The sequence below is a fragment of the Microbacterium capsulatum genome, from assembly GCF_030865425.1.
GTDB lineage: Bacteria > Actinomycetota > Actinomycetes > Actinomycetales > Microbacteriaceae > Microbacterium > Microbacterium capsulatum.
The window spans coordinates 401036-427205 of the sequence record NZ_JAVFCB010000003.1 but is presented as its reverse complement, the minus strand read 5'-3'; the positions used below and the strand labels follow the sequence as shown (position 1 = coordinate 427205).

Genomic DNA, 26170 nt, shown 5'->3' with positions numbered 1-26170 from the left:
CCATCGGGTTGTACCTTTCTTTGCTTACGCGCCGCGGAACACTGCTGGTCGCCCTGGTCCTTGCGGTGTTGGCGATCGCGGGCACGCTCGCGGCCGCTCTGCCAACCCGCCCCGCCGCGGCCTTCTCCGCTCCAACCGACAAGGCGAGCTGCGACGCAGCGGGCGGCTCCTGGGCAGCAGGCAGTCAGGGCGCGATTTGTAACGGTGTGTCGCTGGCGTCGTTCATGACACTCGAAGACCAGGTGCGCTCCTACCTCTACTACCGCCAGCTCGGCTCCTGCGTGGTGAGCAGCGACTCCAATCTCGCCGACGGCCTCTGGTTCGCTGGCACCGCCGGCGACCGGATCGCCCGCGACCACGCGGCCAGTGGCAACTGGTTCGGCGTCGGAGGCACCTATGGTGGAGGTGCTCTGAAGGGCGTGGGCGGCATCAAGGTCCAGGACTCCCAGCAGGGCCAGATGGACTGCAACCAGACCGGGCTTGTCACCGGCGCGTTGAGTCTCTGGGACTCCTGGAAACCCGACGAAGCACTCTGCGCTATGGGCATGCGCTCAGCGAGCGACGCCGAATTCAACGCGGGTCGTTGCACCAACGCCCAGGGGGCAACAGACCAGTTCCAGCGCGGCGACACCATGACCAGCAGCTACCAGACCGCGGTCAAGAACCGCGTTTATGGCGGCAAGAGCCCGGCCGTCACGGCCAACCCCGCCTGGACGGATGCGGGCAACTACCTCCTCTACCGAGGCACGCTCCTGGCGGTCTGTGTCCCAACCGCCACCGTGACCAGCAGCGCCCCAGCGGGTTCAACGAATCAGGACTACCACCTGCGGGTGCCCTCCCGGGCCGCGGACGGCAGCATCTCCTGGACGACGGAGTACTACACGAGCAACAACAACCATCCGCACAGCGACGGAGCGAACATCGTCGTCGGACCGTCCCTCGATCCGCTGACCGATGTTCAGAGCAAGACCTGCGGCGACCTGATGAACGCCCTCAACGGCGCCGACGGCAAGAACAACGGCCTGGCCGACAAGTACGCCCAATGGCTATTCGACAACAGGACTCAGCTGGTCGCGCCCACCGCCAAGGATCCGGCGGCGCCGAATCCCGATGCCGTCAAGTCCTCCTGCGCGATCGACAGCATCGGCTGGCTGATCTGTCCGGTCCTGAGTGCGGGCGCCGGCCTCGCGGATGCTGCCTACAAGTTCATCGCCAACGATTTCTTGAAGATCGATACCGGGCTGGTCGGTCCCGACACGATGACGGCCTGGAAGGCGATGCAGGGCATCGCCAACGTCCTGTTCATCCCGGTCTTCCTCTGGATGATCTACCTGCTGATGACCGGCTCTGGGAACACCAACCGGATGGCAGAGTTCCGACGCGTCTTCCTGCGCCTGATCGTGATGGCCATCCTGGCGAACGTGTCCTTCTTCATCTGTCAGATCGCCGTCGACGTGTCCAACATCCTCGGCTTCTCACTGAAGGACACACTCGAGGCGATCGCCAAGACGATCCAGGCCTCGGCCCCCGACACCGTCCACACCGGCGACGACTCGACCAACATCGCAGGCATCGTGACGACCGTCCTCATCGTCGGCTCCGCTGTCTGGATCAACGTGGGTGCCGTCATCGTCGCCGTCGTCGGCGCCCTGATCTCGCTCCTGATCATCTTCTTCCTGCTCGCCATGCGGAAAGCACTCATCGTTCTGCTCGTGGTGGTGGCGCCGATCGCGTTCGTGGCCTACGTCCTGCCGAACACCCAGAAGCTCTTCGACAAGTGGCGAAAGATGTTCACCGACCTGCTGCTCGTCTTCCCCGTCATCGGGCTGGTCTACGGCGCCTGCCTCGTGGCGCACGCCATCCTCTGGAACGTGGCCCAGGGCGCCGGCGACAACAAGACCGTCATGGAGGTCATCGCCTACCTCGCCCTGGTAGTCCCGCTGATCGTTTCCATCCCGCTGCTGAAGAACGCCATCGCCGCCGCGGGGAACATCGGTGGCACGATTCAGGGCATCGGGGCCAAGCTGCGCGGCGGCGTCACCAAGGGAACCCAGAAGGCGTATGACAAGTCGCGACTCGGCCAGTTCAAGCACTACCGGCAAGGCGTCGCCGAACGGCGCCTTGCCTCAATCCAAGCCGGCACCTACAAGGGCAAGGGTGGCAACTTCAACCCGCGAAATTGGGCGTCGAATGCCAACCGCGGCGTGAATGACATCAGCGGCCGCTTCGGGCAACAGCTCGCCACCCGCGGTGCGGCGATTGAAGCCAAGGAGTCCGAGGAGCTCGACAAGAACGCCCTGGCGGCCATCGAGAGCGCCCGTATCGGCGCCAACCCGCTGTCGCAAGCTCATCTGATGCAGCTTGCCATGGGTCAGGACGTCAAGGACGCCAGCGGCCGGGTGATCATCAAGGCCGACGACCACACGCAGCGCATGGCGATTACCAAGGCCATCAAGGCCGCCTCCGTCGGCGAGGCTCACCAGTTGGTCGACGCGTCGCCGCAGATGAGCGCCGGTGCCCGGAAGACGCTCGCCTCGGTGCTGCCGGGCTCGAGTGCTGCCGGTAAGGCCGCCTACCTCGGGGGTAAGACGCTCGGGGAGATCGAACAAGGTACCGCGAACACCCAGCGTGCGATGCTCGCCGCCGTGGCCGGCGGCAAGATCACCGCGGCAGCGCTTGCCGCCGGCGATAAGGATTCCGTCGGCGCACTGGTGGACGCTGTCGGAACGACACCCGAGGGCAGCGTCGAGCGCCAGGCGCTCACGGCTGCGTATGCCGAACTCAATCAACCAGGATCTCGACTGCGGGAAGGCATCGTGTCCGGCGGCGATCACGACCAAGCGCTGCGCCGCATCGCTGGCCTAAGCGGGGCCGCGGCTGGGCAACCGCGGCCAGTGGGGCCAATCGGCAGCGAAGTGATCAATCCGCCAAACGATTTGCAGATACCGCGAAACCGATAACCACACGGCCGGCACGGCCAGGAGACGAAAGGAATGACCAACAAGACCAGCAGCAAGACGACGAAGCAGACCGCGGGGGAGAACCCGCGGATCATCGAGTGGACCTACAGCGAGGGGCCACCTCGACGATCCTGGCGGTGGTATCTGGTGGTCATCGCTATTGGCGCCGGTCTCGCCGGATTGCTCTATGTCGCCTACCCGGGGATCCTTGCTGCGCCTGCCAGCATGGCGCTTTGGGTGTGTGCTGTCCTGGCCGTGGCACTGATGCCGGCGAGCGAATACCGGGCCCAGCTTGACGGCAACCTCCTGACTGTCTGGTTCCGAAAGCGGGTCAAGCCGATCCTCTGGGAGAACCTTTCGGCGTACGCCACCTACGCCGTTGACGAGGTAGACGGGGACGATCTCAATTCGGCACACCTCACTCTGATCCTTCGACGGCGCGACGGTCGCGGCACGGCACAGATCTCCCTCCCCGTCGATGATGAAGACCTGCTCTGGCGCATCATGGAACGCGTCGCGAGCGTCATGCCGCAGGAACCGGATATTGCACCAACCGTCTGGCAACGCCTCGACAAGCTGGCCCAGCGCTGGCTTGGGTGGAGATAGTCGTCCGGTTCGTATGCACATGGTGCGCGTTCCAACACGCTAGTCGCGCTGCCGGCGCCAATAGCACACCCTCCTGGATCGCCGCTATCGCTTACCCAGCGCCGGCCTACTGCTGGACGCAGCGCTCTCTTCGTGAAATGGCTCCTATCGGAGGATTCCGATCACCTCGTTGCTCCAATCGATGAGTTTCCGAGCGTCAGTCTCATCCCAGAGTCCCCGATACGCGACCGCGTATTGCGCCCGGATTTGCTCGAGTTCGGCTTCATACGTCTGGAAATGATCGCCACTAGCCTTGATTTGATCGATGCAGGCAATCTGCACAAGCGAAACGGCATCCATAGCCTCATCCCAGTCCGCTAGACGCAAAGCCTTCTCGGAAGGGCCGAGCTCATAGCCGCGGCGAAGTGCGATAAGTTTCGTGTGCATCGTTACGATCGACGAACGGCACGCATCCGCATGGGCGCGCGCAACATTCTCCTTGTCAATCCGATCGCCGTCATTGTGAGCGAGGTCCGTCGCGTAAATGGCGACGTAGATTGCGATAACTGCAGCGAACAGGCTCAGGGTTTCCGGTCTCACGAGTGTCCATGCAGATTCTCGAAGAATCTTCCAAGCTGACAGTATTCCGGGTGCAACAATTGACTTCCAAAGAAGCCTCAAACCAGTCATAGGCATTGACATTCTATTCCATTTGTTATATAATGCATTCTGATCAGTTGAGTCACGTCCTGGCTGAGAAATCCAATCGCTGCGTGAGTTTCTCAGCCAGGGACCCCTGGCATGTCAAAAGGTGCTTTTGGGAGTCGGAATGTGCGCTGATCGATCGTCAAGAGTTTTTGTCCGGAATGAACAGCAGGAGATCAACCCGGTCATTGTTCTGCTGTCTGCCGTGCTTGGATTGGTCTTTCTCATCTGCTTCGCGATCCCGGAGACGGTGTCCTCGGACTTCCGAGACGTACCGATGCAGGGCATCGGTACGTGGATCGTCGTCGCCTTTGCCACGCTGCTGGCTGCCGCCATGCTCGCTGGCTCCATTGAGGTGATCATAAGCGCGGGCCGACGCGAGTCTGAGGAAGAACGGGAGTCGAATGACTCCGACCGTCATGAAACGTGACGGTAGGGCCCCCAGTGTCTGGGGGCCCTTTTTCTTTTGGACTAGCACGTTCCATCGATGCTCGCGATCAAATCCGACTCGACCGTTACGTCGTCGTGCTGTGCCCAGTTCTTGATCTTCTGCCAGGAGCCGCCGCACGCCGTGGCCGCGTCGCCGATCAAGACGTGAAAGGAGACATCTATCGCTCCGTGCGGCACCAGAGGGTCTGATCGGGCGAGGTGCACGAACAACAGATTCCCAGTGATGCCGTAATCATTTGTCGCGGCACGGATCCAATCTTGTTGATCACCAGAGGGGTCGGAACGACGAATCCAAACATTGTCGACGAACGAAATACCCGAAGGCAATCTTGTCGACATCGTGATCTCTGTCATCGGATCGTCTGTTCGATTCGTGACTCGAGTATCGAGCGTCTCGTCTTTACCTGATTTCGTAGAAAAGGACTGGCCGGAGCCACCGAAAACGGTCGGTTCGACGGAGATTGAAGGTGTTGTTACTGTGAATTGAAATTCGATCGATCCAGCGCAACGGGAGTCTCCAGGAAGTGCTCCATCCTGCGCATCACACCCAACTAGTGCACCCTGGTCGCTGGTAAGGTCTGCCCAGGAGATACGAGTTCCGTTTGCTCGTCCGCCGACATTGAGCTTTGCCGAGCCCTTGGCCGGATCTATTTCTAGCTCTCGGCGTGGGTCGCCCGTAGAGATTCCCATGGATGCCCAGACCTTGTGGGGGACGGTGTTCGCTGCGGAGAGAGTGGCATCCGCCGTCGTTGAGCCCAGCACATAGCCCGGAAATTGTAGGCTTGCGTGGGCATTAATCGTTGACTGCGTCACGTTCGGGGCGATGTCGTTCTGGAACCACAGATATCCAACGTAGGTATGACCTTCCTGCACTACCAGGTCGTGGGTCACGGGTCCCCCCAAGACATCACGGGCATACAGGAAGTACCGTTCATCGTACCCTGTAGGCGTCGGATCGACGATCGAGTTCAATGTCGCCGTGCTCGAAGGGCGACAAAGGGTGTATTGATTTCGCGATGGGCCCCATGATGACACTTTCTGATCGTGAAACGGGGCGGGTGGGCTCAGCGGCGGTGACGGTGGCCTGCGCACTGAGCCCTTCGTCGTTGGTGCCGGTGTCGCGCACGGGTTGGTCGGCGTGGAGGGGACAGTCGGGCCAAGGGTAGATGCGGAGGGTGCTCCGACGAGCGGAAGGTGGATCAGACCCGAGGAGCTCTCTTCTGTACACGCAGACATGCTGAGCGCCATAGTCGCCGCCATCGCGGCACAAAGGAGCGGGCGTGATGTATGGGCGGATATTCGACGGTAGCGGCTCGATTCACGTGGCCTGCGCTTCATGGCGAGATACTAGCCGCCAGGCCCCTGTGCGCCTCCAGTTCGTGCGGATCCCGCCGCACCGTGTCGTTGAAGCCCATGAGATCTATGTCTGCGACGGCCGAGACTTCGGGCACTTCGCCTTTTGCCGAGTCGACCAACTAGCTCATAGATCGCGGCGATCGCGTCGTCGATTGCCTGGTCTCGCTGATTCTCTGCAGCTTTGCCGATGCTTGGCACCAGGCCCGCTTGGAAGGTTCCCGCATGGATTTTCGAGATCAGGGCGCGAGATTTCGCGGCGCGCTCGGCGTCCAAATCTATATCATTTGGCTCTGCGAACACCCTGTCTTGTGTGTACAGCACGGCTTCTTCGCCAAGGAGGTGCACAAGACCGTCCTCGACGACCGTACTCTGGTGCTTTCGTAGATCGGGCGTTTCGCGAAGCACATCAACGACGAACTTCTCTCGTCGTTCGATCGCAAATGGCCCGACGTTCGTGTTGATGGTGGGAAACCCCGCGCGACGCTCGGCCTCAAGCTGTGATGCCAATCGCCGGAAGTGATCTTGGATCACTCGGATGGCCCGGTGACTGGCCGTGGCTGACAACTGCCACCGGATGGTGAGGCCAGTCATCGCCGCGCCTGCAACGGCGCCGGCTATGCCGCCTACGATCGCGGCGATGAGCGCGTTCATGCCCACGAGGGTACTCGCAGCCGATGGATACTCGCTGTCGTGAAAATGACACCATTCCCGACCGGAATATTGACGTCCGGATCGACCCATTCATACTGAACCTCGTTCCTCCTCGGCATGCGGCTCGTAGGAGAACCATCCAGGTTCGCCGGCCGCTCCCGATGAGGAGGCTCACGATGAGTGAGAACACCCCCGCCGAGGTGCCGTCCTCGGCTCTCGGCTCTACGCGAGCGCTTGCCGTTCGCATCACCGACGCGCTGCGTGCGCAGCTGGACGTGATCGCCCAGCTCAACGACCGCTCCGTCACCGAAGAGATCCGGATCGCCCTTGAGGCCTGGGTCGAGACCAGCAAGTCCGACCCGAAGGTGCTCGAGCGTGCCGAGACGGTGCGGGCCGAGATCGAGCGCGACGCCAAGACCAAGCAGAGCGCCATCGAGGCTATCTTCGGTGGCACGACTGGTGCCAAGGCTCCGCGTGGTCGGTCTGGTTCCGCCTGACTGCAGGCGCTTCCCGGTCTGGGGAACGAGAGAGGGCGGCTGTCCCGGGGATGGAGCGCGTTCGCGCGCTCTCCCGGGGCAGCTGCCCAAGAACAACACCCTCGTTGCTGCCCCGCGGCTTGCGAGAGAACCCAGCCGGGTTCTCGGCCGCGACAACAGCAAGGAGGTGGGACTGATGGTGCGAAGCATCGTCATTCCGCATAACGTGGACGACCGCCCGTACCTGGCGGATCTGGCTAATCTCGGCGAGTTCCAAGAGGCGGTTGGTGGCTGGCTCGAGCCCATCGAGGTTGAAGGGCTGGATGTCACGGTCTACGTGAACGAAGCGCTTCAGCGTGAACTGACGCCGGTCAACGCACGTGCGACCGCGCTGCGCTGGTTCTTCAGCAACCGGCCAGATCGCGGGCACTTCATGGTCGGCGATGTGGTGCTCACGGCGCGCGATCACGACGACACGGTCGCCGATCTGTCCGAGGAAGTCGTGTTCGGGCTGATCTACTGCCACCAGTTCGTGGTGATGGTCAGCTCGGACGGCGAGAACTGGTACGAAACGCCGGCCTGCTTTGGCACCGTGTTCGAGGCGGCCCTGTGGGCGCTCGTCATGAGCATGGGAAGCGAACTGAGCGTCACCATCAGAGGCATAGGTCCTGATGAAGATCAGAGCGACAGCACGGTCCAGCAAGGGGATCGGCCATGGCAAGAGGGCTGATTATCCCCGCCGATGTCGAACAGCCTCTCGAGGAGCGTGAGTTCGCGCAGCTCGAGTACTACCAGGCGGCGGTCGGCGGATGGATCGAGTCGGTCGACTTGCCGACGCTCGGGGTCACCCTCTACGTCAACGAGGAGGGGCTAATCCGGCACCTGCCGTTCAACAGCCGCGCCTCGTTCCTGTGGTGGTACCACGTCCCGGAGGCTAGGCAGAAGGCGATGCTCGTCGGTGACGCCGTGCTGGTCGGGATGCCCGACCGCAACGGCGACAGCACCGACCTGCCGACCCGAGCACGGAAACTCCTGCTCACGCCGCACCGCTACCGCCTCGAGGTGCGGACCTTCGGCGATCCGAACTGGTACCGCGACCAGGCGACGTATCCCGACTACTGGGAGGCGATCGTTTGGGCCATGGTGCTGCTAGAGCGGATCCCGACCATGGAAGAAGTCCGCGTCGTCCCCGTCAAGCTGAACCAAGTCAACCAGCGCGACGCCTGACAGCCAGCCGTCGTCTACGACTCACCCTCGCCACGGCGGCGACCGTTCAGCTCCCGAGCTGATGCGGTCGCCGCCTTTTCAACGGTCAAGGCGATCGGTCTGATGGTCTGAACGCTGCGTTAGTAGCGCTCGTCGAGTTACGAGAGCGTGTACGTCGCGGCGAATTCGTCGCGGCGCTGACTTCAAGCGCTGTAATTCAACCCAGGACACTTGAAAGAACATCGCTTCGGAGGAGCCGGGTAACGGCTCACCCTACGAGTGGACTTTCGCTCCGCGGGGCTGGACGGAGATCAGGCGCTTGCGCGCTCGTAGGCGTCGACGATGACAGCCGAAATCCTCCCACGATCGCTTACCGTGTGCCCATTGGCCCGAGCCCATTCGCGGATCGCGTTCAGGTCTCGGCTCGAACGTGCGTTGCGCGTCGATGCGGAAGTTGCCTTCGCGATGCGCCCGATCTTGCGTCCGGCCTGGTCGCGTTCAAGTACGCCAGCACCCGATCGGCGTGCGAATCCTTACCGTTGATGCGGATGCCTTCGGCGCGGAGCATTTCCAGGAAACGTTCCTTGCGAGCGGCCTGCAGGGTGCGCCAGGTCCCGTTCCAATTGCTCTCATCGTCGGCGAGCATGCGCGGTTCCTCGGGCGCGACGCGGGCATCCATCATGCCGAGCAGTAGTGCTCGGCTTTCGTCGTCGGCGGGCACGAAGTTTTCCGACGTCTTCGCATGGTGGCAATCCAAGCAGAGCAGCTGCAGGTTGGCGGGATCGTCGGAGTTCCCGGCGATATGGTCGACCTCAACGCCTGGCTTGCCGCATTGCTGGCAGAGTCCGCCGCCTCGAAGTCGAATCTCCGTCCGGATCCGGGGTGTCAGCCGGCGCCCGAGCGAGCGGTACCCGCCGAGGAGGAGGAAGGCATTCTTCGTCTTAATCGCGAGCTGCACCTCGGGATCCAGGAATCGACCGTCTCGGAAGACGCGACGGACGTAACGGACGTGCGCCGCAATTTCCTGGCACCAGGTCGAGCAGTACAACCCCTGGATATCGATATTGAGCTCGTCCAGGCAGTTTGCACAGTGGTCGTCGAGAAAGTACCGGCTGTGCGGAACTTCGACGACGAACGGTGCCTGCATGACGTCACCCTACCGTGCTCATAGATCTAGGTCCTCTGCCGACCCCACGCAGCGGGCCGCTAGCACTTCCCAGAATCGAAACCGCAGCACAGCCAACACCGTGGCGGCGATCGTAGCGAGGCCCACGATTTCCACCTCCGATCAGGCGAGCGGTTGTCCCGAACCGCGTGCCGTCATCCGCTTCGGACGAGCCGTGACCGAGGCGACGATTGCTGCCTGCGCGACACTTACGCGCCGTGTATGCGACGAACGGCCATCGTGGCAACATTGAATTGCGCTGCCTTGATCCCTCGACCTTCCGCTACTCGTTGCTGCGAGTGTTCGATCCGTCGACGCCCTCCTCCGCGATCGACGCGTCGGAGAGCCACTTCAAAGTGGCACTGGATACTCGGCGCACCGTCTCTATCGAAACTAGGCATACGACGTCGACGCTTCCAAGCACCGGAGGAGTGGGAAGAGCAGCTGGTTCAGTTTCCGAGCATGTGGATTGAGTGATTCTCAACCTGCAGCCGACCTGCAGTCCGCGGAGGGCGGTACTCGCCGAGGTAGCCACGCCGACCGTTGAAGACCTCGACCCGCCAGTTGTTCGGCGCAACCTCGGACAGTTCGCTCCATCGCGCGCAAGTCGCTGTAGGAGCCCAGCCATGGTGCTCCTGTTCACACCTGGGACCACGTGACTAGCGTTTTCTGAGCTACCCCCGCAATCGAGGGGGGACATTTTCGTTTCGATTGCGGGCAGTGCCTGCGACCGCACCAATGCCGAGAGAGGCCCAGGGCGCGGCTGTCAACAGTTGGCGTCTGGCCGGGATCGCACGAAGATCCTGCCGGTCCCGGAGGAATGGACCCGCGTCGATGTCGGTAGATCTATGAGCTCGGTCTGTATCTGTTTTCTTCTGCCTGGATGTTCCCTTTGAGTTTGCTGGTCCGCTACTGTGATGTTCGTTCGGCGATGTTGCCGGGTGAGGAGCGGTTCCGCTGAGGCGGAATGAGGGGGGATGGATGCGCGCGTTTCGTGCGTTTACCGGGGGTTTTGTTGTCGCTGCGCTGATCGTTGGGGGTGCTAGTCCTGCCGCTTCGGCGACCACGAATTATCAAGCGACGGCTTCACGTCAAGCGGCCACGGTCGGGGCGACCGCTTCTGCCTCGGCCCGCGCAGCGGCCACCGGGGAGCCTGTTGTCGTGGACGCGTTGACGACGCCCACGTCGTTGACGAAGGCGTTGCCTGGCGGGGCGATGCAGCTGGAGCTGTCGAGTCGTCCGGTGCGGGTGCAGCAGGGCGGCGGTTGGGTTCCGGTGAACCTGACGCTGCAGCGTGACGGTGACTGGTTCTCGCCGGCCGCGTCAGCGGTGCCCGTGCGCTTCTCGCCGGGCGGGACGAATGTGATTTCGCAGACGCAGACGTCGTCGGGGGAGTGGGTGTCTGAGTCGTGGCCTCTCGGAGCTCTTCCGCAGCCGACGATCGACGGTGATACGGCGACGTACGCGGAGGTCGCACCCGGGGTGGATTTGAAGCTGGTCGCGACCAAGACGGGGATGGCGTCGATCTATGTCGTGAAGTCGGAGGAGGCGGCGAAGAGCAGCGGGTTGGCGAAGCTGCAGGTCGCGGTTGCCGGGGCAGATCTGACCACGCCCGACACGGGGCGTGTGCAGGCGAAGGCCGCGGACGGGTCGTCGCTGATCGCGGCGCAGCCGCTGTGGTGGGACTCGTCGCACGGTGGCACGTTCAAAGAGCCGGGCAGCGAGGCACCGCCGACGCCGGTGACGCACGAGATCGCCCCGGATCTGCTGACGATGGATGTCGGCGCGTCGGTCGCGAAGGCGGAGGTTCCGGCCAAGGCGCCGGTGCAGTATCCGATCTTCGTGGATCCGGACTGGAGCACGGGGATGACGGCGTCGTGGTACACGGACGCGGCGTACCCGGACGCCTCGTATCTGACGGCCGGGGCCTCGGATGTGCTGCGGGTCGGCTCCTACGGTCAGTACGTGTCGGACATGTTCTTCCAGTTCCCGTTGGGAGCCCTGGCGGGAAAGCACATCCTCAGTGCCGGTGTGGGCACGACGCAGCTGTCGGTGGATGCCTGCGGGGTGGGGCCGATCACCAGCCATTTCGTCAGCGTGTTCTCGCCGGGCTACACCTGGAATCAGGAGCAGTATCTGCGCCAGTCCGGTCAGATGTGGTGGTCGTGGGCGATGGGCTCCTGGGTGGGTCCTGACTGCGGGTCCGCGCCGATGTACGTGGGCTGGACGGTGACCGATGCGGTGCAATCGCAGGCCGGGCAGCCGAACATCCACTTCGCCTTCGCGCCCGGCAGCTCGCAGTCGCGCCGGCACTATTCGCGGGATGCGACGCTCGTCGTCAGCTACAACTCCTACCCGGACACGCCCACGAACCCGTCGATCGTGTCGCCGTCGCGGACCTGCGGAACAGCGACCGCGCCAGCGTATGTGGGCGCGTCGAACGTCACCGTGCAGGTCACCCAGACGGACCCGGACCCCGGGAACGTCGATGACAACTTCGACCTGTTCCTGGCCAGCAATCTGAACCAGCGGGTGCAGTGGCAGCATCCGGGGATGGTCGCTCAGGGGCCGCGGACCGTGACCTTCACCGGCCTGTCGGACGGGCAGACGTATGCGTGGCGTGCTCGAGGCAGCGACTGGCTGGACGACGGGATCGGCAGCACCGACTTGTGCTACTTCACCGTCGACACGACCAAGCCCGGGGTCCCGACTGCGACGACCGCGGCGACGTCGTTCACGGTCGGTTCGGGCCTGAACGTGTCCCTGTCTGGCGCCGCGGATGTCGTGGGGTTCGTCTACTGGGTCACTCCGACACAGCTGACCTCGCCAGCCCCGAACGTCCCGGTGGACGGGACGGTGTCGACGGCTTCTGCGCTGCCGGACTGCAACGGCCGGGTCACGGCGAACGTTCGCTGGGCGTGTGGCAACGGGTCCACAGCCGTGACCGTGTCGGTGGCTCCCACCGATGCGCTGTCCACGTTGTGGGTGTCCGCGTACGACAGGGCGGGCAACCAGTCGGCGGCTCGGGGACTCCCGTTGTACACGTCGATCGGCACCCCGGCCGCGGAAGCGAACATCGACGCAGGCCACATGTGGCAGGTCTCGAGCCTGTGGTCGCCCCTGCCGTCCGTCGTGCCTGACAGCAACCCGTGGATCGGAGCGAACGGGATCGATCTGAATCTTCCGTCGGGCGCCTCGGTGAATTCGACCGACACGGTGATCCCCCCGCTTTCCGGCCCGGTGATGAAGACGGGCCCGCTCCCGAACGCGAACGAGTACATCTACGCGTCCACCGCCCCGGTGAATGCGACGAACAGCTTCACGTGGAGCATGTGGATCAAGACCGACTATGTGCCGTCCCAAGGTCAGGATCAGGTCGTGGCCGGACAGTACGCAGCTGCGGGCGGGCGCGGGGAGGTCAAGCTGCTGGCGACCCAGGACAACCACTATGCGTTCTGCATCACTGGCGCCCCGGCCGCGGACGATAACGGCCGCCCGGTGAGCAACTGCGTGAAGGGCGGCTCCCTCGCGATCGGCACCTGGCAGCTGGTGACCGGGATCTGGGACGCCGCCAACCAGCAGCTCCGACTGCTGATCGGCAACTCGACGGTCCCGGTGGCCGTCGCGGGACACGTGCTCGGGTCCGGGGACTGGTCCGCCCAGGGGCAACTCGCACTCGGGCCGTCGCCGGACACGCACCGGTTCTCCGGGTACATCGCGGATCCGGCGTTCCTGCCGGGCGTGATCGATTACTACCAGCTGGCGCGGCTGGCTGATCAGCAGTTGCCGTTCAGCTCCTGAGCGCTGCCCGGTCGATGACATTACGAGGGGGAAATGTGATGAAGCGGGTGTCGATGCGCCGGTCGTGGGCGCTGTCGGTGGTATCGGTTGCGTCGTTGACGGTGGGTCTGGTCGCGGGTTTCCCCGGCGCTGCCGCTGCCGTCATTCCCGACGCGCCCACGGTGTCGACCCCGGTGTTCGGGGATCCGGTACCGGGCTCCTCGCTGGGCGAGGTTGGCAAGATCGGGGGTGGCGACGCTTCGCAGAGCGCCCCGATCCCGGTCCCGGTCGACATCCCCGGCTCCCCGGTCGCCGCGGTCGACACACCATCGACGGGCGCGGAAGGCATGACGACCACCGGTGACGCCGATGCCACTCCGGCGGTCGTCGTCGGCGACTGGAAGGACGTCGGTGACTCCGGGGTGAAGGTCGCTGCGGCCTTGAAGGGGAAGTCCGGGAGCCAGGCCGTCACTGCGCTGAAGAAGCCGTCGACCACGGTGAAGCCTCCGACAGGTCCGAAGCCGAAGGCGACGGAACCACCGACTCCGACACCGTCCCCGCGGACTCCATCACCGTCGCCGTCCCCGACCGACAAGCCGACGCCGGAGCCATCGCCTGCTCCGTCGCCTGAGCCCACGGAGCAATCCGCTCCGGAACCGGCCCCCACGGAGGCGCCATCGCCGACGACGGATACGCCCGCCACCGCCGACACTGTCGAGATCGGCGTGCTCAGCAGTGCCGCCGCGAAGAAGGCCGGCTTCGACGGTGTCGCGATCTCCCTGGCTCGCACCGGTGCCGAGAGCGAGCTGCCGGTCGCGGTGCAGGTTCCCGACAAGCTCCTCTCGGGCCGGTTCGGGGCCAACTACGCCTCGCGGGTCCGCTGGGCTCTCATCGCCGACCCGACCAACGCGAACGGCGCAGCGAAGAAGAGCAAGCCCGTGTCGGTCGCGTCGGCGAAGACGACGGACGCGACCGTGTTGACCCCGACCGTGTCGGCGCAGCCGATGCTTCTTGTCGCGACCGCCTCGTCGTCCTCCGCGGACGGCACCGGCTCGTATGGGGCGACCCCGTTGAAGGGCTCGTCGTCGTGGAACGTGGCCGAGCAGACGGGCGCGTTCACCTGGACGTATGACATGCCGGTGACCTCCCCCGGGGCGGGGCCCGCACCGAAGCTGGGCCTGTCGTACAACTCCCAGTCCGTCGACGGGGAGACCGCGTCGACGAACAACCAGACCTCCGCGGTCGGTGAGGGGTGGGATCTGTCCGCATCCGGGTTCGTGGAGCGCAGCTACGTCCCGTGCGCGAAAGACGACGGCCCGACCGGCGCCGTGACGACCTCCGGCGACCTGTGTTGGAAGTCGGACAACGCGACCGTGTCTTTCGCCGGCCACTCCGGCCCGCTGGTGAAGGACTCCACGTCGGGGAAGTGGCGGCTCGAGCACGACGACGGGACCCGGTTCGAGCACCTGACCGGCACTGCGCAGGGCTGCCAGGCCAACGGGACCGTGTCGACGGACTGCTGGAAGATGACCACCACCGACGGCACCCAGTACTTCTTCGGACTGAACCAGCTGCCGGGCTGGTCCTCCGGGCAGGCCACGACGAACTCGACGTGGACGGTGCCGGTGTATGGGAACGACCCGGGGGAGCCGTGCAACACGGGCACGTTCGCGACGTCGTCGTGCATGCAGGCGTGGCGGTGGAACCTCGACTACGTCGTCGACGTGCACGGCAACGCCGAGGCCCTCTATTACACGGCCGAGACGAACAAGTACGCCAAGGGCGGATCCGGGGCCACCACCTACCAGCGTGGCGGGGTGCTGTCCAAAATCGAGTACGGCCTGCGCGCGAGCAACGTGTACGGGGCGAACGCGGCCGGCTTCCGGGTGAACTTCACCTACGACTCCCGTGGCCGCTGCAGCGACGCGTCCGGGGCGACCTGCACCACCGGAACGCTCGACAACGCGACCATGCCGGCGACGCCGTCGGCGTACCCGGACGTGCCGTTCGACCAGCTCTGCACCGGGACGTCCTGCTCGGCGTCGCAGATCGGGCCGAGCTTCTTCACCAACGCGAACCTGACCAAGGTCGACGCACAGGTCCTCGTCTCGGGTGCCTACTCCACCGTGAACTCGTGGGCGCTGTCGCACTCCTTCCCCGCCCCCGGGGACGGCACCTCACCTGCGCTGTGGCTGACCCAGGTGCAGCGCACCGGGACCGCGGCAGGGCAGGCGGCGATCGTCGAACCGGCGACCGTGTTCTCCGGCACGACCATGCAGAACCGGGTGTGGGTGATCGACGGGCTCGCCCCGTTGGACAAATGGCGGCTCAGCTCGATCCAGACCAGCCTCGGCGCGGTGATCAGCGTCAACTACCAAGGGCAGCAGTGCACTCCCGCGCAGGCCTCCGCGATCCTGGCAGACTTGCCGAACAACACGAACTGGTGCTTCCCGGAATGGTGGGTGCCGCAAGGGTCGATCCCGGTAGGCGGGCGTCAGGATCTGTTCCACAAGTACCCGGTGGCCTCGATCATCGTCGACCCGCGCACCGGCGGACCACTTAGCAAGACGAAGCAGACCCAGTACTTCTACGGCACCCCCCGGTGGCGGTACAACGACTCCCCACTGACCGTCGCGAACGCGCGCAGCTGGAACATCTTCGCCGGCGTCGACACCGTCGAAGTCCGCGAAGGCGCCCCCGCCGCCCCGGCAAATCAGAAGGTGTCCAAGTACACCTACTACCAGGGCATGAACGGCGACCGTGCCAGCACGTCCGGCGGCACGAAGACGGTCACTGTGACGGGCACGACGATCCCGGACGACCGGTGGTTCGGCGGGCAGACGTACCGGCAGCAGACCCTCGCCGGTGTTAGCGGGGCCAGTATGACCGACCTCGTGAGCACCCCCTGGGCGTCACCGGTGACCTCGAACGACGGCACCCGCCAGGCCCGGTTCACCGCCGTGGGTACGACCGTCACGACTGAGCCGCTCTCTACGGGGGGCAACCGGACTCTGACGACGTCGACGACGTTCGACAATACGTACGGGTACCCGCTGACGGTTTCGAAGGTGCCCTCCGATGCGGGGTCGACGTGCACGACGACCACATACGCAGCGGCGAATACGACGGCCTGGGTGATCGGGCTGCCTAGTGAAGTGCGGACCCTGGCGGTGTCGTGCCCGAACGCGGGCAGCGCAGTGATGCCGACCGACCTCGTCAGCGACGTGAAGACCACCTATGACGGCGGCACCTGGGGAGCCGCACCGACCCGGGGACTGGCAACTTCCACGCAGGCTCTGGACCGGTATGACGGGGCCACGGCACACTGGACGGATACCGGATCTGCCACCTATGACGCGCTCGGGCGTTCCCTGGTGAAGACCGACCCGCTCGGCCACACCACGACCACCGCGTACACCCCGGCGACGACGCTGCCAGTAACGAGCACGACGACGACGAACACAGCCCCGTTCTCGTGGGTTACGACCACGACGTATGACGAGTCCACAGGAGCGGTGACATCGGTCGTCGATCCGAACGGATCGCGCACGGATGTGTCGATCGATGCACTCGGCCGCACCAGCCAGGTCTGGCTGCCCCTGGTCCCCAAAGCCACGAACCCGACGTCCCCGTCAATGGCGTACACGTACACGCTGTCGCAGACCGCCCCGAACGCGGTGAAGACCGACAAGCGCACCGGCGGTGGCACCGTCACCAGCTATGAGCTGTACGACGGGCTCGCCCGTTCCGTGCAGACGCAATCGCTCGCCGGTGGCGGTGGCACCGTCGTGAAGACCACGAACTACGACGACCAAGGCCGCAGCTACTTCGTCGACAACGAGTACTGGACGTCCTCCGTCACCCCCAGCACGGCGTTCTTCACCCCGACCAGTGAAAGCAACGTGCCCTCGCAGGTCATCACAACGTACGATGCCGTCGGCCGAGCGCTCACCAGCGTCCTGAACGGGACCGGCACCGAGGTGTCACGGACGACGAACGCGTACCTGGGTGCGGACCGGGTGGATACGGTCCCGCCGACGGGGGGCACCGCGGCCAGCACGTTCACGAACGCGCTCGGGCAGAAGACGAAACTGACCCAGTACCTGACCGGGGCGATCAGCGGCACCGGCCAGGCGACAACCTACGGGTACGACGGTGCCGGGCGTATGTCCAGCATGCTCGACCCCGCCGGCAACACCTGGACCTGGACGTACGACCTCCTCGGCCACCGCGTCGGGCAGAAAGACCCCGACTCCGGCACCTCCTCCGCGACCTACGATCTCGCCGGGAACATGACTTCGACGACCGACGCGCGCGGGCAGCTGATCACCACGACCTACGACGAGCTGAACCGCAAGACCAAGATGTTCTCCGGGGACACCCTCGGACCGCTGCTCGCGTCCTGGACATACGACACCGTGAAGAAGGGCCTCGTCACCGAATCCACGACCTATACCGACTCGGGGTCCGGAGCTCTTGGCATCCCCGGCATCCCCGGGAAGGCGTATAAGACGACCGTGGGCTCCTACGACGCGGCAGGCAACCCGACCAAGACGACAGTGTCGTTGCCGTCAGATGCGCCGGCCTTCGGGGGGACCTCGTTCACGAAAACGATCTACTACAACGTCGACTCGACCCTGCTGCTCGCGCAATTCCCCGCCGTCGGAGGACTGCCCGCCGAGAATCTCCGATACTCCTACGACTCGTGGGGACGCCTGTCCGGGCTCAGCGGATACACCGGAATCCTCGCGAACACCGTCTACACACCGATCGGGCAGCTATCCCAGTTCAACCGGAACAACGGCACCACCAGCGCCTTCTCCACCTACGGATACGACGGAGCCACCGGTGACGTGCTGCAGATCACGGACAACGCCGTCTTCGGCGGCTCCGGACACTACGTCGCAGACCGCGCATATACGCGCGACAAGGTCGGGAACGTGACCTCCTCTACCGTGAATTCGGTGCTTCCCACCGTGGGCACGCAGACCACCTGCTACAACTACGACGGGCTCCGCGAACTCACCCGCGCATGGACGCCCAACGCGTCCTCCACCTGTGCGACCACACCCTCCGCCAGTGCGATGGGTGGTATCGCCCCGATGTGGAACGACTACACCTACGACACCCAGACCGGCAACCGCACCGGGTTGATCTACCATGACTCGATGGGCGTGGCCTCGGTCGCAACTTACGGCTACCCGGCCACGGGAGCCACACGCCCGCACGCGGTCGGAACCATCACCGGCCCTGTCGATCTGGGTTCTGGCACGTATTCCTACGATTCGGCTGGTAACCAGACCGGCCGTCCCGGACAGACGCTCACATTCAACGAGGTCGGCAAGGTCTCGAAGGTCGTCACAGGATCGACGACGCAGACAAACGTCTACAACCCCGACGGATCTTTGCTTCTCCGCGTCTCCACAGCAGAAGGGGCAGCCCTCCTCCTTGGCGAAACCACGCTCACCCAACCTGCGGGCTCGACCGTAACCTCGGCCGTGCGCACATACTCCGCGGCAAGCGGCAAGCCTGTCGCGGAGAGGTCCGCGACCACGGGCATAACAGGTACCACAATGACGTGGCTGTTCAGCACTCTGGACGGCACCGTCGACACCCAAACCGACGCCAAAACCGGCACTACCACCCGCCAATACCGCGATCCCTTCGGCGTTCCACTCGGAGGTGTGACCGGAGTTTGGTCCGACGGCACCGGATTCCTCGGTAAGCCCGTCACCGCGTCGACCAAACTCACGACGATCGGAGCGAGAACATATGACCATCTTTTGGGCAAGTTCACGGCAGTTGATCCGGTGGTTGACGCGAAGCTTCCGCAGCAGAACATCGGCTACGCATACTCGAGCAACAACCCGATCACGTGGTGGGATCCGAGCGGCCTGAAGCCTCTTGGGTCGGACGATTACGGGGATCGTGTTCAACGCGGATCTGTCAACAGCATCACCGAGATCGTGGATGCGATGAGAGGGCAAATCGAGACTGCGTGGGATGGCGTCCTGGCTCCGAAGCTCCAACGGCCCACAGCTCCCGGGTGGCACGCGCCATTGCTGCCGGCCCCTGCGCTGGGAAAGCAGGCGCCTCAATCTCCGTTCAACTGGGGGATTCATGACCCGATAAAGCCCGGGTGGGGACCCTTGTTTGAGTGGGAGCACCACGACGGCGACTCGGTCGGCGTGTCGCTATCAACGTGCGGCTTGATCGCGTGCGGTATGGTTCAGCTTAGCGAGGGTGGTCATGGCTCTATTGCCATTGGCGCCGGCCCAAAAGCTGCGCTCACGGTTGATGTGGGTGTGACGACCGAGACTCACCCCGGGCCTTGGATCGGAGCAACCTGCAGCGCCGCGCTCGGAGCGGGGGTGTATGTTTCGGGTGGCACCGAGCTCAATGGGCCACCATACTTCATGGGTGCCGGGGGAGAAATCGGACTAGGCCTCGGCTGCTCGGGATATATCGGATTGTCTTGGTAGGTAGTGACGATGGTTCAGATTGTTGCGAATGGGATTGTCGGTGTATTACTCGTCGTATCTGGTCTCCTTGCCTTCAAGTTCCGGAAGAGAATCGCGCACTCTCAAGTGAATGTTTTCAGAGCAAAATTCGGACGGCAGGTGGGTGATATTGTCGAACGGGCTGGTGTTCTCTTCTGGGTCATTGTCATTGCATCGATTGCGATTCTCATGGGAATATACGCGGTTTGTGTTTCGGTTGTCGGCATGATCGCCGGTTGGCAATAGCGCGGCTACCGATCACACGTATCTCGAGAACCACAAACTCCTCCGTGCCCACTGGTCGGCTGACTGTGAGGATGGCGTTCGCAGCCTGATGGTGCTGGGCTGTGGTCGGTGATCTCGAGCATGACCCTTCGGCTGACTGGCTTCGTGCCTTTGGCGGGACTTGTCCGCTCGGGGTCGCCGGCCCCCGGCCCGAGTGGAGTGACTGGCCTGATCAGCAGCTTGACCGGCGGACGTTAGCGGCGTCCGTCGTGTCCATCACAGTCCTGCCGATTCTCCGACCCGGACAGGGATCCACGCCACGTCCTGGCAAAAGAGAAGAACGCATGAACAGTTTGACCGATGTGGTCGATGTCGTCATCGGCGTCGACACGCATGTCCTCACCCACACCGCCGTGATCGTCGATGCCGGCACCGGCGGGGTTGATCGTATCGGCGGCGCTTGAAAACTGGACGGGCGTGAGGAACGAACTGGTGACAGATTCGGTTTAGGCCGCGAGTGTGAGCGGCTCGGTTAGCTTGGCTTCGAACTCGATCGGCGTCAAGCCGCCGAGGGCGTCCTGCGCTCGTTGACGGTGGTATTTCCGCTCGATCCAGACCACGATCGTGAGCCGCAGCTCCTGCCCGGTCGTCCTCCGCTGCTGGTTGGGCACGTTCGTTTGCAGCAGTGACCAGAACGACTCCATGGCGGCGTTGTCTCCCGCCGCGCCGACACGGCCCATCGATCCGACCATGTCGTGGCGCCGCAGTTCGCGGGCCATGGCCCTGCTGCGGAACTGGCTGCCCCTGTCGGCATGCAGGATGCATCCGGCGATCTCGCCGCGTGTGGCGACGGCGCCTCGGACGGCGTCGACGGCAAGCTTCGCGGTCATCCGATCCGAGATCGAATAGCCGACGATGCGGTTCGAGAACACGTCCTTGATCGCGCAACAGTAGAGCTTGCCTTCGCCCGTCCGATGCTCGGTGATGTCGGTGAGCCAGAGCCGGTTCGGGGCGTCGGCGCGAAACACCCGTTGCACGTGGTCGTCGAACACCGGTGGGCCGGCCTTCTTGCCCTTCCCGCGCCGCCGGGGCTGCGCGGACGAGAGGATCCCAGCCTGAGAGCACAGCTTCCACGCCGTCCGGCGACTCATCCGCCACCCCGCACGCCGCGCTTCATCGGCGAGGTATCGGTACCCGAACGTCGGGTCGTCGTGGTGCGCGTCGTGGAGCGCGTTGATCCGATACGCGCGGAGCACATCCGCATCCCGGACCGGGTCGTTGCGCCACCGGTAGTAGGCTGTCTCGCGAGCTTGAGAACCCGACACGACACCGTCACGGGGATCCCCGCGGCGGCGAGCTCAGACACGAGCGGGTACGTCATTTGGGGGAGCCACCGAGCTTTAGGTTCGCCTGCGACAGATACGCCGCCGCACGCCGAAGCACCTCGTTCTCCTGCTCGAGCAACCGGATCCGCTTCTTCAACTCCCGAGCCTCCGCGGCATCAGCAGCGGTCTGGCCAGGACGGTTGCCCTCCTCGACCTCGGCTTGGCGGAGCCAGTTCAGCAGCGTCGCTTCGCTGATCGCGAAGTCGGTCGCGATCTGTTTGATGGTGACGCCGCTCTCACGGCTACGAGCGACCGCGACAACGTCCTCGCGGAACTCCTTGGGGTATGGACCGGGCATGATGACATCCTCCCCGCCAGCGCCTCCCAGCACTAACGATCAGTTGTCACCGATTCATTCCTCACGCCCTCAGTTAGGCGCGCGAGAACCCAACGCGACAGCATGCATGCAGCAGCGCACACGTAGGTCGCCTGATAACGGTAGGGGTAGTCCTGGTCGTATAGGACGTGGAGTTCTTCGTCAGCTTGCTTGTAGGAACGACGCGACCGCGCTCTGCGTCACGTGAACGCGCTGGGAGAGGATGCGATAGCTTGCCTCCAGCCTGGTCCCAGCGGCGTCGGTACTGGTACCATCATGACATCTCAGGCGGAGGGAAATCGGATGGCGATAACCCTCGAGAGCGCGGAGCAGCAGCGTTCCGGGAGTACCGACGGGGCTGCTTGGCAAATGACCGGAGCTTCGTCATAATGTTCGATAGGATGACGGTCCCTTCGAACTTGGAACCCAGCTCTCGGCCGGATCGGCGGCCCGGCTTCGATGTCGAAGTGATCGTGTCGGACGTTGATGGAACGCTTACTCGTTCGGACGGCATCATCAGCGAGTCCACGATCGAAGCCATCGATCGAGTGACGAACGACGGTTGCCTGTTTGTCATTGCGACGGCCCGCCCATTTGACGACGCCATGCCGATCGCTACTTCATTCCGAAGCACTAGTGCGATTGTTTGCCAAAACGGCGCACTCACGTACAATCCCCACGGAAGTCGTAACTGGGTTCGGATGTCGCTCCCGGTCGAACTTTCTCGAGAGATTGTTAGCCGGGTGCGCGAAGCAGCCCCAGGCGCTTCGATCGCTCTGGACTACTTTGACCAGCGATACGCGAGTCCTGGCTGGCGGCTTAGCGATCCAAGCTGGTCCGGTCCGTGGAGGAAGGGAGCGAATAGTCATCGCCTCTCCATATTCCAGCTAGAGGCCGCGCATATGCCTTCACTGACCTGCATGTGCATCTTGGTGACCGGCGCTGCTACAGCTGACCTGAAGCACCTTGAGGCGGAACTGCCGATTACGGTCACCTCGAGTGCAAGCGGGCTTATCGAGATCAGCGCTCGTCGAGCAACCAAAGGGAACGCTGTAAAGAAGCTGCTTCGTTCCATGGAGCTTAGAAACGTCTCAGTAGTAGCCTTCGGAGATATGGACAATGACGTTGACCTTCTTCGCGACGCCACTGTAGGCGTTGCAATTGGGCGTGAGTCTTCTGCGCTCGCCGGCGTGGCCGATATCGTCGCACCGTCCAGCGACGAAGATGGTGTTGCCTGGACCTTGAACGAAATGCAAGCCGCAGATCGAGAGAACCCATGGCGATTCGTTGCACCGTCTGATTCGGAGGGATGAGGCTAGTTGGAAAAGGGTTTTGAGTGTGGCCTTGAGGATCTTCTGTCGCGCGGCGCCGAGGTCCCGTCCGTGCTCGGTGCGAAGTCAAAGGCATCAAATTTCGGTCGAGGGGATAGGCCATGGATCGAGCTAACCGCCTACCAGATCAGATTCACTTCTGAGGTCCCAAAAATAGTCTTGGGGCCGGTGATACCAACACATGTTGCGTACTGCATCGGACTGTTGGCCTGGACCCTTGGTGGGCGCGAAGACCTAGGAACGCTCGCATATTACCGTGAGGCGGCTCGGGACTTTTCTGATGATGGGCTGACCATGTGTGGCGCGTTTGGGCGGCGCCTTCGTGGTGCGACCCTTCAGGTGGATCAGCTCGAGCACATCGTTGAGCGGCTACGTGTGGATCCCTCGTCACGGCGGACGTTCGCCGCGATCATCGATGCTGCCGACAATATTAATGAGCGGATTGAGTACCCGTGTGCCGCTGGCATCCAGCTGTTTGTCCGGAACGGAGCTCTTTCCTTCCTGACAGTCATGCGCGCCCAACAGGCGTTGACTGTGCTCCCTTACGATGTTTTCCTTTTCTCAACCATTCAGCATTTTCTCGCTTCAGAACTGTCGCTCGACGTTGGTGAGTACGTTCACTTCTCTGGCACCTATCATATTTACAGTAACGAGGTCGAGAAAGCGAAGCAGACGATCGACAAAGGTGTGCAGACGCTAGCGCTCCCTCCGCTGCCCAGGGGCAGGGGCTACGCCGTTCGTGATGAACTTATCCAGATTGAGGCCGAGATTCGCGAAGCGGCCGAGGCTGGTGATAGTGACAGGTTGAAATCGATAGCGACGTCAAGTTGTGAATTCGAGTTTAATACTGTGGCCAAAGGGATATTGCTCGAACACGCGCATGCGAGACCGGGACGATAGGAATGAGTTCGAGCATCCTCGCAGGACTTGATCTCCATCGAGCATTGGAGACCGGAAAGATCTTTGTCCCAGGTACGTGGGATTCATCACAGATTCGCTCCTCGGGGTACGACATCCGGGTTGCCCGCGACCTAATGGTTTTGCCGGGTGAAGATGGGCGAGTCGGGCGCGTGTTTCGGGAAGGTGAGTTTCACAACGCCGAAGTGCTTTTGCAGCCAGGGCAGTCGGCCTTCTTCTCGTCCGAAGAGAAACTTCAACTTGGCTGGGACCTGACTGGTACTATCGGGGCGAAGTTTGCGCTGTCGGCAAAGGGCTTGCTTTTGCTGACCGGAATGATTGTCGACCCGGGCTATGGTCTTAGGCGGAGCACCTCCGGGGAATGGTTCTCCCCGGGCGCCGATCGGTTGCGCTTTATTGTTGCAAACGTCGGTCCCGCCACAATTGTCTTTCGTCCCGGAGTGGATTCCTTGGCGGCCGTACAATTCACCAAGATACCCACTGTCCCCGAGCAAATGCGGCGAGAAGTGCGCAGCATTGGTTTCGATAGCCTCGCAGACTCCTTGCTCTCTGAGGATCGACAGAACGATGCGGGACTCGCCTTCTTTCGGTCAGTTCGCGATCTGAGGGTTAATGTTGAAGATATAGATGCCCGTGTTACCAAGGCCGTATCGACGGTTGAGGACTACGACAAGCGGCTAGATCGCATTGAGTCGGCCACAAACACAGTTGTTCTCTTCGGCGTCTATTTGATCGCAGTGACAATTCTGGGGATTGTGGTCGGAAACTTCCCCAGCTGGATGAAAGCGGCCTTGGAAGGCGATTCCGTTATAGGGAAAATATCCGTGATTGCGAGCGGCGCCGTCTACGCGGTCGCAGCGATAGGCGGATTGATTGCTGTTGTGGTGGCGGTGATTAAGTCCCGGCGCCGGTAAGCATCCGCAGCTGCCGTAACCCCGGGTGCGGATTTACCCGCGCTCATCGGGCATGGACTGCTGCATCCGAGCTTGTGAGGGGCGATTGCTGCCCTTGAAGTTGGCTGCGGCCTTCAGGTTGAGATCTGTGCGTTCCACAGCGGAGGAGCGAGAACGGTTGTGCACTGCGATCTCGTACTCGAACGTAACGACCATGCTTCCGAGTAGCCGACGGTGGATCGCAATCGGGACGGCTTTCCGCGTCTTCTGACTTACTCTTGGCGCCGCCGATGCAATCCAGCTAATAAATCCTGCCTGGGTTCAGACCAGTAAGAGTGCACTGGAGGATGTCGTCTACGAGCCGCTCCTGGAAGTGTCCGCTGTTGCTGTCGCGGAGCGCAATGCGTTCGAAAATGCTCTTGCCGGCCGCTTCGAGGACGCGAAGTCCACGCTGAACGCCGCTTTCGATTCCATCCCGGACGCTCGCTTTCTCGGCTGGCTCAAACAACGCGCCGCTGCGTACCTACATGCCGTCGATCCTGTCAGCGCAAGGGCGCTCCAGCAGTCAGCTCGGATCGATAACAACTACATCCTGAAGGTCCCCAACGATGTCCGCAGTGTCCGTATCACGGCAGTCGGAATCCAGGCGGAGGCGTGCTCGGCAGCACTGAGCCGGGAGTACTCGACCTCGCGGAATCTGCAGGTCGGGGTAGACGCGCTCCTTAGTGACCTCATACCGGTTGCTCAACAGGGAACCTTCGAGAAGTTTGAAGCTGCGTTCGAACGGCTAGGCACGCTGCTCGGGTTCGGCTCCTCTCGGCCTGACAAGGAGACCGGGCGGGGGCCGGACAACTTGTGGGCCGTCGGCGCGGATAGGTACTGGGTCGTCGAGGCCAAGAGCGAGGCTGTAGCGGCCGAAGTGTCGCGTGGGAACTTGGAACAGCTCAGCCATTCGATGGACTGGTTTGAGTCGGAGTATCCCGAGCCGGCGCGCACCGCATTGCCAGTCCTTATACATCGGTCAAAGCGGCCGATGTGGGACGCAGTGCCACGTGCTGGCGCTCGCGCGATGACCTTCGGCAAACTCGAGCAGTTTCGCGAGGCGATTCGAGGCTTCGCCGCCGCTGTGTCGATCGCCGATGGGTATAGGTACACCGATACCGTTCGGCAGAACCTTGTGCAGTTCGGTCTGAACAGCGGTCAGCTTGCAGAGCGGTGGACCGCGGACTTCGAGCCTCCAATCCGACGCCAGTCCTGAACACGACCTG

Annotated in this window: 19 protein-coding genes and 1 pseudogene; 13 read left to right on the top strand and 7 right to left on the bottom strand. The window is 63.2% G+C overall.

Annotated features, from left to right (window positions below):
- Nucleotides 1–8 precede the first annotated feature (8 nt).
- Together RBR11_RS07385 and RBR11_RS07380 are read left to right on the top strand one after the other, a co-directional pair.
- On the top strand, nucleotides 9–2960 hold the full coding sequence (locus tag RBR11_RS07385; protein WP_308488676.1) for a TrbL/VirB6 family protein: 2952 nt from the start codon (nucleotides 9–11) through the stop codon (nucleotides 2958–2960).
- A 33-nt stretch (nucleotides 2961–2993) separates the two neighbouring features.
- Entirely contained in the window at nucleotides 2994–3566 is a 573-nt protein-coding gene (locus RBR11_RS07380) for a hypothetical protein (protein WP_308488675.1), read from the top strand.
- A gap of 144 nt (nucleotides 3567–3710) precedes the next feature.
- Here RBR11_RS07380 and RBR11_RS07375 read toward each other — a convergent pair whose 3' ends face one another.
- Entirely contained in the window at nucleotides 3711–4145 is a 435-nt protein-coding gene (locus RBR11_RS07375; RefSeq protein ID WP_308488674.1) for a hypothetical protein, read from the bottom strand.
- A gap of 229 nt (nucleotides 4146–4374) precedes the next feature.
- Here RBR11_RS07375 and RBR11_RS07370 point away from each other — a divergent pair, with 229 nt between their 5' ends.
- Nucleotides 4375–4680 carry a hypothetical protein gene (locus tag RBR11_RS07370; protein WP_308488673.1) on the top strand — a complete coding sequence of 102 codons (306 nt, stop codon included), beginning with the start codon at nucleotides 4375–4377 and terminating at the stop codon, nucleotides 4678–4680.
- A 41-nt stretch (nucleotides 4681–4721) separates the two neighbouring features.
- Here RBR11_RS07370 and RBR11_RS07365 read toward each other — a convergent pair whose 3' ends face one another.
- On the bottom strand, nucleotides 4722–5591 hold the full coding sequence (locus RBR11_RS07365; RefSeq protein WP_308488672.1) for a hypothetical protein: 870 nt from the start codon (nucleotides 5589–5591) through the stop codon (nucleotides 4722–4724).
- Between the two features lie 456 nt (nucleotides 5592–6047).
- Nucleotides 6048–6707, bottom strand: a complete 660-nt coding sequence (locus tag RBR11_RS07360) for a hypothetical protein (protein ID WP_308488671.1) — start codon at nucleotides 6705–6707, stop codon at nucleotides 6048–6050.
- A gap of 176 nt (nucleotides 6708–6883) precedes the next feature.
- Here RBR11_RS07360 and RBR11_RS07355 point away from each other — a divergent pair, with 176 nt between their 5' ends.
- The 3 genes from RBR11_RS07355 to RBR11_RS07345 all read left to right on the top strand — a co-directional run bounded on the left by RBR11_RS07355 (nucleotide 6884) and on the right by RBR11_RS07345 (nucleotide 8410).
- Nucleotides 6884–7204 carry a hypothetical protein gene (locus RBR11_RS07355; protein ID WP_308488670.1) on the top strand — a complete coding sequence of 107 codons (321 nt, stop codon included), beginning with the start codon at nucleotides 6884–6886 and terminating at the stop codon, nucleotides 7202–7204.
- A gap of 175 nt (nucleotides 7205–7379) precedes the next feature.
- Nucleotides 7380–7913, top strand: a complete 534-nt coding sequence (locus RBR11_RS07350) for a DUF3846 domain-containing protein (protein ID WP_308488669.1) — start codon at nucleotides 7380–7382, stop codon at nucleotides 7911–7913.
- Nucleotides 7898–8410, top strand: a complete 513-nt coding sequence (locus RBR11_RS07345) for a DUF3846 domain-containing protein (protein ID WP_308488668.1) — start codon at nucleotides 7898–7900, stop codon at nucleotides 8408–8410. Before RBR11_RS07350 ends, RBR11_RS07345 begins: the two co-directional genes overlap by 16 nt.
- Before the next feature lie 290 nt (nucleotides 8411–8700).
- On the opposite strand, the gene RBR11_RS18385 is transcribed toward RBR11_RS07345, so the two are convergent.
- Together RBR11_RS18385 and RBR11_RS07335 are read right to left on the bottom strand one after the other, a co-directional pair.
- Nucleotides 8701–8796, bottom strand: coding sequence for an Lsr2 family DNA-binding protein (locus tag RBR11_RS18385; protein WP_419956799.1), 96 nt, complete (start codon nucleotides 8794–8796; stop codon nucleotides 8701–8703).
- Between the two features lie 5 nt (nucleotides 8797–8801).
- Nucleotides 8802–9536: an HNH endonuclease gene (locus tag RBR11_RS07335; protein WP_308488667.1), complete on the bottom strand. Its 735-nt coding sequence runs from the start codon at nucleotides 9534–9536 to the stop codon at nucleotides 8802–8804.
- 999 nt (nucleotides 9537–10535) lie between these two features.
- Between RBR11_RS07335 and RBR11_RS07330 the strand changes: the two genes are divergently transcribed.
- Nucleotides 10536–13355, top strand: a complete 2820-nt coding sequence (locus RBR11_RS07330) for a LamG-like jellyroll fold domain-containing protein (protein ID WP_308488666.1) — start codon at nucleotides 10536–10538, stop codon at nucleotides 13353–13355.
- On the opposite strand, the gene RBR11_RS07325 is transcribed toward RBR11_RS07330, so the two are convergent.
- Nucleotides 13345–14169: a hypothetical protein gene (locus RBR11_RS07325; protein ID WP_308488665.1), complete on the bottom strand. Its 825-nt coding sequence runs from the start codon at nucleotides 14167–14169 to the stop codon at nucleotides 13345–13347. The two genes, RBR11_RS07330 and RBR11_RS07325, sit on opposite strands and share 11 nt — an antisense overlap.
- Nucleotides 14170–14272: 103 nt before the next feature.
- Here RBR11_RS07325 and RBR11_RS07320 point away from each other — a divergent pair, with 103 nt between their 5' ends.
- Together RBR11_RS07320 and RBR11_RS07315 are read left to right on the top strand one after the other, a co-directional pair.
- Nucleotides 14273–19816 carry an RHS repeat domain-containing protein gene (locus RBR11_RS07320; protein ID WP_308488664.1) on the top strand — a complete coding sequence of 1848 codons (5544 nt, stop codon included), beginning with the start codon at nucleotides 14273–14275 and terminating at the stop codon, nucleotides 19814–19816.
- Between the two features lie 9 nt (nucleotides 19817–19825).
- Nucleotides 19826–20080, top strand: a complete 255-nt coding sequence (locus RBR11_RS07315; protein WP_308488663.1) for a hypothetical protein — start codon at nucleotides 19826–19828, stop codon at nucleotides 20078–20080.
- A gap of 485 nt (nucleotides 20081–20565) precedes the next feature.
- Here the strand turns inward: RBR11_RS07315 and RBR11_RS07310 are convergent.
- Nucleotides 20566–21742, bottom strand: a pseudogene (locus RBR11_RS07310) (IS3 family transposase).
- Between the two features lie 485 nt (nucleotides 21743–22227).
- Between RBR11_RS07310 and RBR11_RS07305 the strand changes: the two are divergent.
- From RBR11_RS07305 to RBR11_RS07290, 4 genes are all read left to right on the top strand, one after another.
- The gene (locus RBR11_RS07305) at nucleotides 22228–23073 is read left to right on the top strand and encodes an HAD family hydrolase (RefSeq protein ID WP_308488662.1); all 846 of its coding nucleotides are present in this window, start codon (nucleotides 22228–22230) and stop codon (nucleotides 23071–23073) included.
- Nucleotides 23074–23142: 69 nt separating this feature from the next.
- Complete coding sequence (locus tag RBR11_RS07300) at nucleotides 23143–23991, top strand: thymidylate synthase (protein ID WP_308488661.1); 849 nt, start codon at nucleotides 23143–23145, stop codon at nucleotides 23989–23991.
- A 2-nt stretch (nucleotides 23992–23993) separates the two neighbouring features.
- On the top strand, nucleotides 23994–24923 hold the full coding sequence (locus RBR11_RS07295; RefSeq protein ID WP_308488660.1) for a dCTP deaminase domain-containing protein: 930 nt from the start codon (nucleotides 23994–23996) through the stop codon (nucleotides 24921–24923).
- A 352-nt stretch (nucleotides 24924–25275) separates the two neighbouring features.
- Nucleotides 25276–26160 carry a hypothetical protein gene (locus tag RBR11_RS07290; protein WP_308488659.1) on the top strand — a complete coding sequence of 295 codons (885 nt, stop codon included), beginning with the start codon at nucleotides 25276–25278 and terminating at the stop codon, nucleotides 26158–26160.
- Nucleotides 26161–26170 lie beyond the last annotated feature (10 nt).